Genomic DNA, 8,962 nt, shown 5'->3' on the forward strand with positions numbered 1-8,962 from the left:
CTGAGGGAATACTATGCGGTCGGCTTTGGCTTATCAAGTCGGAACTTAGACCTGATTCAGGCCAATGCCAGGCAATTCTCCCTCGCGTGCGGCTCATGCGTGCCGCAAGCAAGCTCAGAACAAAATCATCCTTGGAGAGCGGCTTGCCGCCACCTATGATGCATTGGCATCTCAGCCGCCGGCACTGCGCGGCGTTTCATCCACTTCGTGACGTATAAGAACCAAGGAAGAACATCATGACCGGAACCAGGATCATCCAGCGCGCCTTGCTGGCGGCAGTACTGTCGAGCGGCTCGTCGGCGATGGCGCAGACCGCCAGCGTCGAACTCAAGGGAAGCAGCGAGGTGCCGGCCAATCCGTCGGCCGCCTCCGGCAAGGGCAGCATCAGCGTGGCGGCCGACAAGAGCGTCAGCGGCAGCATCTCGACCACCGGCATCGAGGGCCGGGTGGCGCACATCCATACCGGCGCGGCCGGGGCCAACGGCCCGGTGATCGTGCCGCTCGCCAAGGACGGCGACAACGGCTGGACGGTGCCGGCCGGCGCCAAATTGACCGATGAGCAATATGCGGCGTATGTGGCCGGCACGCTCTACGTCAACGTGCACAGCGCCACCTATCCGGGTGGCGAGATCCGCGGGCAGCTGTCGCCCAAGTAATTTCCGTTACGTCATCGCGGCGAGCATTCGCCGGACGCAAAAAAGCCCGCATGCGCGGGCTTTTTTCATGCGCCTAGCTGGCCGGGTTCAGGCCTGGGCGATGAAGCCCTGCAGCGCGCGATTGAATGCCGCCGGGTGGGTGACGTTCATGCCATGCGACGCGCCGGTGACCTCGCGCACCTGCGCGCCGGGGATCCAGCCGGCCAGGGCTGCGACGTTGTCGCGATACATGCGCGGGCTCTTCTCCCCTTCCACCAGCAGCACCTTGCAGCGCAGCTTCACCGCCTGCTCACGCGTGTAGACCGGCAAGGCGTCGGGAAACTGCTTGGGCAGCGTGGCCGCATTGTCGGTAGCCATGGTGCGAAAGCCCGCCGGGCTCTTGCTCCAGACGCCGGGCATGCTGACCGAATCCACGAACATCTCCAGGCCGGCGTCGATGGCGCCGCCTTCGATCAGCTCAGCCACCCTGGCGCGCAGCGCCACCGTGGCGGCCGGCAAGGCATCGTCGCCGGCATGCAGCGCGCCGCCCGGGTCGGCCAGGGTGAGCGACTTCACCAGGTGCGGATATTCATGCGCCAGGTGGAAGGCGATGCAGCCGCCGCGCGAGTGGCCGACCAGGTGAACCGGGCCCGTGCCCAGCGCGGCGATGAACTCGGCCACCTCCTCCACATGCGCGCGCCAGGAGAATTTGCCCAGCGTGGCGCTGTCGGCCAGGGGCCAGTAGTGGCTCAGGCTCAGGGAGATGCAGTGGAAGGAACGCGACAGCACGGCCAGTTGGCCGCTCCAGTAACGGTAGTCGCACAGCGAGCCGTGGATGAACAGCAGCGGTTCGCCCTCGCCCTTCGCCACGAAGGGAATACGCCCGCCCGAGAGGGTCGAGGCGAAGCGCAGGTCGGGGTCTGCGAGGCTGGCGGGGTCGATGCGTGCGTTCATGGATAGCGTCCTTTTGAAGCACTATGCCCGATACCGCTCCATAATAAAATCGCGTAATATTGATCGAAATCATCAATTTTTCTGATACCAATGAAAGCCCTCGACCTGGATGTGCTAGCCATGATCGTGGCGGTTGCCGATACCGGCAACATCAGCCGCGCGGCCGAACTGGTGCATCGCACGCAATCCGCGGTGAGCATGCAGATCAAGACGCTGGAGCTGGCGCTGGGCAAGCAATTGTTCGTACGCAAGCCGAGAAGCGTCATCCCGACCCAGGATGGCGAGGTCTTGCTGACCTATGCGCGGCGCATGCTGACCCTGCGCGACGAGGCCTGGGCCGCGGTGGTGCGCCCGGACGTGACGGGCCGCGTGGTGATCGGCGTGCCGGACGACTACGCCTCGTCGCTGTTCCCGTCCATCCTGAAGAAATTCTCGGCCACCTATCCGAAGGTGGAGATCCAGGTGGTCGGCCTGCCCAGCCTGGCGCTGGCGCCGATGGTCAAGGACGGCACGGTGGACCTGGTGTGCGCCACGCGCGTCAAGGGGATTTCGGGGGAGTTCATCCGCTTCGAACCGATGGTCTGGGCCACGGTGCCGAGCGCCAGCGACATCTGGCGCGAACGGCCGCTGCCGATCGCGGTGTTCCTGCCCGGCAGCGTGGCCAGGGAAAACGCCATCCGCAGCCTGGAGCAGGCCAGGATCGGCTACCGCACGTCCTATGAAAGCCCCAGCCTGATGGGACTCCTGAGCATGGTGGAGGCGGGTCTCGCGGTGGCGCCGCTGGCGCGCTGCGCGGTGCCGCGCCATTTCACGCTGCTGGACCAGGCGCACGGCCTGCCCGACATCGCGCCGCTGGAAGTGGTGCTGGCGCGCAGCGCGAAATCCAAACGCCCGCCCTGCGACTTCCTGGCCGAGAAGATCATGTCCGAACTGCGGCGCTGAACGCCATCGCCTCAGGCGTCGCCCTTGCCCTCGGCGCGCAGCATGCGGGCGAATTCGCCATCCACCGCCTCCTGCTTCGCGCGCTCCTCCCGGGCGCGCCGCTGGGCGGCGTACACCTCGGAATGAATGCGCCACTGCTCCAGGTGGCGGAAGTAGGTGGAGCCGCTGTCCACGCGCCTGAGCGCGCCCACGGCATCCACCGGTATCACTGCGGTCACGGGATTGCGCGCCATACGGCCTCCTCGGTCAATGCCCCGTGCTCGGGGAACTCAGGCCGCCGCTATGCGCGCGGCCTTGCCTTTTTACGCAAGAACACCAGCTGGGCGCCCAGGCCGACCACCAGCATGAGCGCCAGGCTGCCCTGGAATCCCAGCAGCAGCGGCGACTTCAGGTCGGTGACAAAGGGATGGCCGTCGGGCACCCGGCGCAGCGTTTCGGTGACGGTGGGCACCATCAGCAGGAACATGGTCAGCGACAGGAATATGGTTTCGACATAGACCGCCGCGCGTCCCAGCCAGGCCATCCTGCCCACGCCGTAGCCGGCCAGCAGGAAGAACAGCGTGGCCACGCCGATGCCATAGCTTACAGGTTGCTTCGCCACCAGGAACACCGTCACCGCGCCGATCAGCATCGAGACGAAATATACCGCGCCGGGGATGGAGCGCGGCACGATGCGCCCATGCCGGGCGAACATGTACAGGGCCACGGGAATGGCAGGCAGGCTGCCCAGGGTGTGGATCCAGCCGAGTGAAGAGATTCCGAACATGGGGTCATCCTTTTGATTGATCGATTGAGTGAACATGCCCAGGGCGGATTACCGCATTGCCGCCCGAAAACTACCTACTAATCGGTAGATTCATTGCTTAAAAATTGGAGGGCGTTTGCCCTCCTCGTACATCCTGACTACGCTCAGGCCGGCCGCGCGAAGCGCGCCAGCAAGGGATTGACGATGGAACCGAACATCCCGGCGTCGCCATACGCGCGCGCCGACAGCATCGCGCCGTGGACTACTGCCATGAAGATCTCGGCCTCGATCTGCGCGGGCCCGCTCAGTTGCAATGCGCCCTCGCTGGCGCCGCGCTCCAGCACCGCCGTGAGCCACCCCGACAGCGTGCGGAAATAGGCCTTTACCTCGAGCGCGATCTCCGGCGGCAAGACCGGCATCTCGATAGCCAGCAAGGCGCACAGGCAGAACGAGGAGGCCGGGTCGCCGATGCAGGCCTCCCAATAAGCGATATAACCGCGCAGCTGTTCCAGCGGCTGCGGCACCTGCCGCTCCATCCCCGCGATGCCGGCCTGCGCCTCCTCGCGGTAGCGCGCCACCAGCGTGCGCACCAGTTCCGCCTTGCTGGGGAAGTGGTGGTGGATGCTGGCGTTGCGGATGCCGATCACCTTGGCGATGTCGGCGTAGCTGAAGCCGTTGTAGCCGCCGGCCACGATCAGCGATTGCGCGCAGCGCAGGATGTTGTCGGCGGTGCTGGAAGTGCTTGCAGTGTTGACCATGCGCACAGCCTACCTTTTAGTAGGTAGATTGTCAAACACAATATCGGATGTCGATCCGGCAACACGCGCGCCGCGCGGCATGGCCTAGGGCCGGGCCACGCGCAGCTTGCCGATGCGGCTGAAGCTGACCAGCGTGGCCACCGCCGTGGCCGCCACCGCGACCCACAAGGCCAGCCTGATGGCGGCCGCGTCTTGCGCCGCGCTCATCTGCGCCTGGCCGTGCGACAGCGCCGCCGTCGCGTACATCGACAGGATGATCCCCAGGAAGGCCGCGCCCAGGCATTGGCCGAAGGTGCGCATGATGGCCAGCACGCCGGAAGCATTGCCGCTGCGCTCGCGCGAGACGCTGCCCAGCATCTCGCGGTTGTTGGGACTCTGGAAGAAACCGAAACCCATGCCGCACACCAGCGCGCGCCAGCCGATGTCCCAGGCTTGCGCCTGGTCGGGCAACAGCGCCAGCAAGGCCAGCCCGACGGCGAACACCGCCAGCCCCGCGGTCGAGAGCAAGGCCGCCGGATAGCGGTCGGCCAGGCGGCCGGCATGCGGCGCCACCAGCACGATGCCGATCGGCCAGGGCGTAAACAGCAGCGCCGAGCCGAACGCGCTGTAGCCGTAGGCGTTCTGGAACAGGAAGGGCAAGGCCACGAAAGCGATGCCCTGCCCCACGAAGGAAGCCAGCGAGGTCAGCGCCGCCAGCGAGAAGCGCGCGGATGAAAAGATGTCCAGCGGCAGCAGGGGTTCGCGCGCGCGCCGCTGCACCTTGACGAAGGCCGCTCCGCACAGCAGCGCGGCCAGGGCATAGGCCAGCGCGGTCAGCATGGCTTCCCGCTCCTGCCCGTGATGGGCCAGCTGCGAACAGGAGTCCGCCGCCATGATCATGGCGCCCATCGCCAGCGCCGACAGCACCGCGCCGGCGACGTCGAAGGGCGCCTCCTTGCGCACGCGCCGGCCGGGAATCGCGCGCAGCGAGAGCGCCATCGCCCCCAGGCCCAGCGGCACGTTGATGGCGAACAGCCAGGGCCAACTCAGCGCCGCCAGCAAGGTGCCGCCCAGCGCCGGGCCGACCGCCGTGCTGGCGGCGACCAGCACCGCGTTCAGGCCGAGGATGCGCCCCAGCAGCCGGCTGGGAAAGACGGTGCGGTGGATCGCCGGCGCGATGCTCAACATCGCGGCGCCGCCGACGCCCTGCAGCACGCGCATGGCGATCAGCATGCCGGCCGACTGCGACAGCGCGCACCCCAGCGAGGCCAGCGTGAATACCGCCAGCCCGGCGCTGAACTGGGCGCGGAATCCCACCCGGCCCGACAGCGAGGCGAAGGCCGCCAGCGTCATCGCGGTGGACAGCAGGTAGGCGTTGGAGACCCAGATGGCGGTGCCGACCGTGGTGTCCAGCGCGCGCGTGATCTGCGGCAGCGCGACGTTGACGATGGTGCCGTCGAACACCGCCATGGTGGTGGTGATCATCACGGCGATCATGGCCAGTCGCCGCTCGGCGCCCGGCAGGCCCTCGTCGCCCGGCTTGTCGGAAAACAATTCCATGGCTGCTGCTTCCTTTCGATGTGGAAGCCTGCACTATAGCGGCACATCAACCATGGCGGAAGACGCAGCAGTTGCACTTAATACCTGCATGAAACGCCATATCTTCCGTGCTAGCATGCGCTGCATGAGCGAACCCGACCTGAACCTGCTGATCGCGCTGGATGCGCTGCTGACCGAGGAAAGCGTGGCCAGGGCGGCGCGCCGGCTGCGCCTGTCGGCCTCGGCCATGAGCCGCACGCTGGCGCGCCTGCGCGAGGAAACCGGCGATCCCCTGCTGGTTCGGGCCGGCCGCCGCATGGTGCTCACGCCCTGCGCCGAAGGCTTGCGCGAGCGCGCCAGGAACGCGGTGCACGAGGCCCGCTCGCTGCTGCGCCCGGCTACGCCCGAACCCGACCTGTCGAGCCTGCAGCGCACCTTCACGATCCGCGCCAACGACGGCTTCATCGAGACCTTCGGCGCCCGCCTGATCGGCGCGGTGCATGCCGAGGCGCCGCTGCTGCGGCTGTGCTTCGCGCCCAAGCTGGAAAAGTCGCCGCGCTTCCTGCGCGAGGGCACCGCAGACCTCGAGATCGGCGTGGTGGGAGACATGGGGCCCGAAGTGCGCATCCAGGCGTTGTATCGCGACCGCTTCGTCGGCGTGGTGCGCCGGGGCCATCCGCTGGCCGGCGCGCGCAAGGTCACGGTGGAGCGCTACCTGGCCTTCGGCCACGTGGTGGTGTCGCGCCATGGCGAAAGCCATGGGCCGGTGGATGAAGCGCTGGCCGCGCGCGGCCTGGAGCGCAGCGTGGCGGCGCTGGTGCCGAGCTTCCCGAGCGCGCTGGCGGTGGCACGCGCCTCCGACCTGGTCGCGCTGGTGCCGGCCTCCTTCCTCGACGTGCCGCCGGAGCGCCAGAAGGATGCGCGTTCGCCGGCCACCTTCGCCTTCGACCTGCCGCTGGCGACGGCGCCGATCACCATTTCGCTGATGTGGCACCCGCGGCTGGAACAGGATCCGGTGCACCGCTGGCTGCGCGAGGTGGTGCGCCGGGTGTGCGGCGCGCCGCGCACGGCGCGCAAATGAATCTCAGAACACCACGCCCGAGGCCAGGATGATGTTGGCGTAGGGCGTGCATTCGCCGGTGCGCACGAAGGCGCGCGCATTGCGCGTGCGCTCCTTGAAGTCCTCGTGCGGCACCAGCCGGCGCGAGGCCAGGCCCAGCGCCTTGATCTGCGCCGCCAGCTGCGGGCTGCGCTCGTCCAGTTCGGTGGCCAGCAGGTGGTGCTCCACTTCCAGCTCGCTCAACACCGCCTTGAGCACGCTCATGAAATCCGGCAGGCCGCGCGTGACGGCAAGGTCGATCACCGGCACGCCCGCCGGCGCCGGCAAGCCGGCATCGCCGATGACGATGGTGTCGCCATGGCCCATCGCGGCGATGACTTGCGAGAGGGCGGCGTTGAGCAGCAGGGTCTTTTTCATCGGAGTCCTTGGAAGAAAATCAGAGGATGACTTCGTCGCGCATCGGGATCGAGGTCTGGGCGCCGGCGCGCGTGACGCTCAGCGCGGCGGCGGCCTGGCCGTAGGCGATCGCCTCGAACTCGCCGCGCCCCTCTTCCAGCGCGGCGATGAAGCCGCCGATGAAGGTGTCGCCGGCGGCGGTGGTGTCGACCGCCTTGACCCGCCTGGCCTCCTGGTGGCGCTTGCCCGCTTTCCCAAAGGAGCCGTACACGCCCTTCTCGCCCAGCGTCACCACCACGTTGCGCGCGCCCAGGCGATGCAGCTTGTCGGCCAGCTGGGGAATGTCGTCGGACTGTTCTTCGGCCAGCATCGCGGCCTCGATCTCGTTCAAGATCAGGTAGTCGATCTTTTGCAGCAACTCGCGCGGCAAGGCCTGCGCCGGGGCCGGGTTGAGCACCACCGTCTTGCCCAGCGCATGCGCCGCTTCGACCGCGTGCAGCACCGTCGGGATCGGCACCTCCAGCTGCAGCAGCACGATCGACGCCGACGCGATCAGCGCGCGGGCGCGCTCGATGTGCTCGACGTCGAGCCGGCCGTTGGCGCCGGCCGCCAGCACGATGCTGTTCTGGCCGTCGCGGTCGACCATGATGGAGGCGATGCCGGTGGCCTCGCCGTCGATGGTGTCGACGCAGACATCGTCGATGCCGTTGGCGACGAGAGACGCACGCATCTGGCGGCCGAAGGCGTCGCCGCCGACGCAGGCCACCATGGCCACGCGCGCGCCGCCGGCCGACAGCCGCGCGCAGGCCACCGCCTGGTTGGCGCCCTTGCCGCCGGGGATGGTCATGAACTTTTCCCCGGCCAGGGTTTCCCCCGGCGCGGGCATGCGCGGCACGCGCAGCACCAGGTCCATGTTCACGCTGCCGATGATGACGATCATGTTTTGCCTTGGTTCCGGTAAGGGGCCGTGGAGCCCCGCGTTTGCAATTGCGGCGCCACCGTCTCGCGCCGCGCCGGCAGCGTCGGGTCGGCAATGCGTTCCAGCAGGAACTGCGCGGTCAGGTTGCCCAGGCGGCGCGTGTTCTGCGCCACCGTGGTGAGCGGCGGGTGGACGAACTGGGCCAGCTCGATATCGTCGAAGCCGACCACCGAGAGTTCGCCCGGCACCTCGATCTGCAGCTCGCCGGCCGCGCGCAGCACGCCGATGGCCATCATGTCGTTGCAGCAGAACACGGCGTCCGGCCGCGCCGGACGCTGCAGCAGCTGCATCGCCGCATGGTAGCCGCCACTGCTGCTGAAGTCGGCATGCAGCAGGTCGGGCGCGGCCAGCTTCCGGCCGCCCTCGCGCAGCGTCGCGCGCAGGCCCTCGACCCGTTCATCCGACAGCGCCAGCCCCAGCGGGCCGGCGATGCAGGCCACGCGGCGGCGCCCGAGCGCCAGCAGGTGGCGCGCCGCCAATTGCCCGCCCAGCACGTTGTCGGTGCTGACCAGGTCGATGTCCATTTCCTTGGGCGCGCGGTCCAGCAGCACGGTGGGGATTTCCAGCCGACCCATGGGCTTCAGGTCGGTCTGGGTCAGCGTGGCGATGATCAGGCCGTCGCAGCGCTTGGTCTGCAGCACCTGCAGGTAGTCGCGCTGCTTGTCCGGATCGTCGTCCGAGTTGCACAGGATGACGCTGTAGCCGGCCTCGTAGCAGTAGTCCTCGATGCCGCGCGCCAGCTCCGAGAAATACGGGTTGGTATTGTTGGGGATGATCAGGCCGATGCTGCCGGTCACCTTGCTCTTCAACGAACGCGCCAGCGCGCTGGGCACGTAGGCCAGCTCCTCGACCGCGCGCAGCACGCGCTCGCGCGCCTGCTCGCTGACCGGGCGGGTTTCGTTGAGCACATGGGAGACCGTGGTGTAAGACACTCCGGCCAGCCTGGCGACGTCCTTGATGGTTGACATGGATCGG

Annotated in this window: 11 protein-coding genes; 3 read left to right on the plus strand and 8 right to left on the minus strand. The window is 67.9% G+C overall.

The annotated features are described in order from the left end of the window. The first annotated feature begins 236 nt into the window (after positions 1-236). Complete coding sequence (locus tag Herbaro_RS17345) at positions 237-656, plus strand: CHRD domain-containing protein (RefSeq protein ID WP_275010862.1); 420 nt, start codon at positions 237-239, stop codon at positions 654-656. A gap of 87 nt (positions 657-743) precedes the next feature. On the opposite strand, the gene Herbaro_RS17350 is transcribed toward Herbaro_RS17345, so the two are convergent. Further along, positions 744-1,589 carry an alpha/beta fold hydrolase gene (locus Herbaro_RS17350; protein ID WP_275010863.1) on the minus strand — a complete coding sequence of 282 codons (846 nt, stop codon included), beginning with the start codon at positions 1,587-1,589 and terminating at the stop codon, positions 744-746. 90 nt (positions 1,590-1,679) lie between these two features. On the opposite strand from Herbaro_RS17350, the gene Herbaro_RS17355 reads away from it, so the two are divergent. Continuing rightward, on the plus strand, positions 1,680-2,531 hold the full coding sequence (locus tag Herbaro_RS17355; protein WP_275010864.1) for a LysR family transcriptional regulator: 852 nt from the start codon (positions 1,680-1,682) through the stop codon (positions 2,529-2,531). A gap of 11 nt (positions 2,532-2,542) precedes the next feature. Here Herbaro_RS17355 and Herbaro_RS17360 read toward each other — a convergent pair whose 3' ends face one another. From Herbaro_RS17360 to Herbaro_RS17375, 4 genes are all read right to left on the minus strand, one after another. Further along, on the minus strand, positions 2,543-2,764 hold the full coding sequence (locus Herbaro_RS17360) for a hypothetical protein (protein ID WP_275010865.1): 222 nt from the start codon (positions 2,762-2,764) through the stop codon (positions 2,543-2,545). A 47-nt stretch (positions 2,765-2,811) separates the two neighbouring features. Then, on the minus strand, positions 2,812-3,297 hold the full coding sequence (locus tag Herbaro_RS17365; protein ID WP_275010866.1) for a hypothetical protein: 486 nt from the start codon (positions 3,295-3,297) through the stop codon (positions 2,812-2,814). Positions 3,298-3,440: 143 nt separating this feature from the next. Beyond that, positions 3,441-4,034 carry a TetR/AcrR family transcriptional regulator gene (locus tag Herbaro_RS17370; RefSeq protein ID WP_275010867.1) on the minus strand — a complete coding sequence of 198 codons (594 nt, stop codon included), beginning with the start codon at positions 4,032-4,034 and terminating at the stop codon, positions 3,441-3,443. 84 nt (positions 4,035-4,118) lie between these two features. Next, positions 4,119-5,573 carry an MFS transporter gene (locus Herbaro_RS17375; protein ID WP_275010868.1) on the minus strand — a complete coding sequence of 485 codons (1,455 nt, stop codon included), beginning with the start codon at positions 5,571-5,573 and terminating at the stop codon, positions 4,119-4,121. A gap of 124 nt (positions 5,574-5,697) precedes the next feature. Here Herbaro_RS17375 and Herbaro_RS17380 point away from each other — a divergent pair, with 124 nt between their 5' ends. Then, positions 5,698-6,633: a LysR family transcriptional regulator gene (locus Herbaro_RS17380; protein WP_275010869.1), complete on the plus strand. Its 936-nt coding sequence runs from the start codon at positions 5,698-5,700 to the stop codon at positions 6,631-6,633. A 3-nt stretch (positions 6,634-6,636) separates the two neighbouring features. Here the strand turns inward: Herbaro_RS17380 and rbsD are convergent, their stop codons facing one another. The 3 genes from rbsD to Herbaro_RS17395 are packed head-to-tail and all read right to left on the minus strand — an operon-like array spanning position 6,637 to position 8,955. Continuing rightward, the gene (gene rbsD, locus Herbaro_RS17385) at positions 6,637-7,029 is read right to left on the minus strand and encodes a D-ribose pyranase (RefSeq protein WP_275010870.1); all 393 of its coding nucleotides are present in this window, start codon (positions 7,027-7,029) and stop codon (positions 6,637-6,639) included. Positions 7,030-7,048: 19 nt separating this feature from the next. Then, entirely contained in the window at positions 7,049-7,948 is a 900-nt protein-coding gene (gene rbsK, locus Herbaro_RS17390) for a ribokinase (RefSeq protein ID WP_275010871.1), read from the minus strand. Next, on the minus strand, positions 7,945-8,955 hold the full coding sequence (locus Herbaro_RS17395) for a LacI family DNA-binding transcriptional regulator (protein ID WP_275010872.1): 1,011 nt from the start codon (positions 8,953-8,955) through the stop codon (positions 7,945-7,947). The genes rbsK and Herbaro_RS17395 overlap by 4 nt, the downstream gene beginning before the upstream one ends. Positions 8,956-8,962: the final 7 nt, after the last annotated feature.

It is taken from the genome of Herbaspirillum sp. WKF16, assembly GCF_028993615.1.
Classification (GTDB): domain Bacteria; phylum Pseudomonadota; class Gammaproteobacteria; order Burkholderiales; family Burkholderiaceae_D; genus Herbaspirillum.

Excerpts from the sequence above, each read along its gene's own strand:
- Herbaro_RS17345 (WP_275010862.1), top strand. The coding sequence starts at position 237 with ATGACCGGAACCAGGATCATCCAGCGCGCCTTGCTGGCGGCAGTACTG.
- Herbaro_RS17350 (WP_275010863.1), bottom strand. The coding sequence starts at position 1,589 with ATGAACGCACGCATCGACCCCGCCAGCCTCGCAGACCCCGACCTGCGC.
- Herbaro_RS17355 (WP_275010864.1), top strand. The coding sequence starts at position 1,680 with ATGAAAGCCCTCGACCTGGATGTGCTAGCCATGATCGTGGCGGTTGCC.
- Herbaro_RS17360 (WP_275010865.1), bottom strand. The coding sequence starts at position 2,764 with ATGGCGCGCAATCCCGTGACCGCAGTGATACCGGTGGATGCCGTGGGC.
- Herbaro_RS17365 (WP_275010866.1), bottom strand. The coding sequence starts at position 3,297 with ATGTTCGGAATCTCTTCACTCGGCTGGATCCACACCCTGGGCAGCCTG.
- Herbaro_RS17370 (WP_275010867.1), bottom strand. The coding sequence starts at position 4,034 with ATGGTCAACACTGCAAGCACTTCCAGCACCGCCGACAACATCCTGCGC.
- Herbaro_RS17375 (WP_275010868.1), bottom strand. The coding sequence starts at position 5,573 with ATGGAATTGTTTTCCGACAAGCCGGGCGACGAGGGCCTGCCGGGCGCC.
- Herbaro_RS17380 (WP_275010869.1), top strand. The coding sequence starts at position 5,698 with ATGAGCGAACCCGACCTGAACCTGCTGATCGCGCTGGATGCGCTGCTG.
- rbsD (WP_275010870.1), bottom strand. The coding sequence starts at position 7,029 with ATGAAAAAGACCCTGCTGCTCAACGCCGCCCTCTCGCAAGTCATCGCC.
- rbsK (WP_275010871.1), bottom strand. The coding sequence starts at position 7,948 with ATGATCGTCATCATCGGCAGCGTGAACATGGACCTGGTGCTGCGCGTG.
- Herbaro_RS17395 (WP_275010872.1), bottom strand. The coding sequence starts at position 8,955 with ATGTCAACCATCAAGGACGTCGCCAGGCTGGCCGGAGTGTCTTACACC.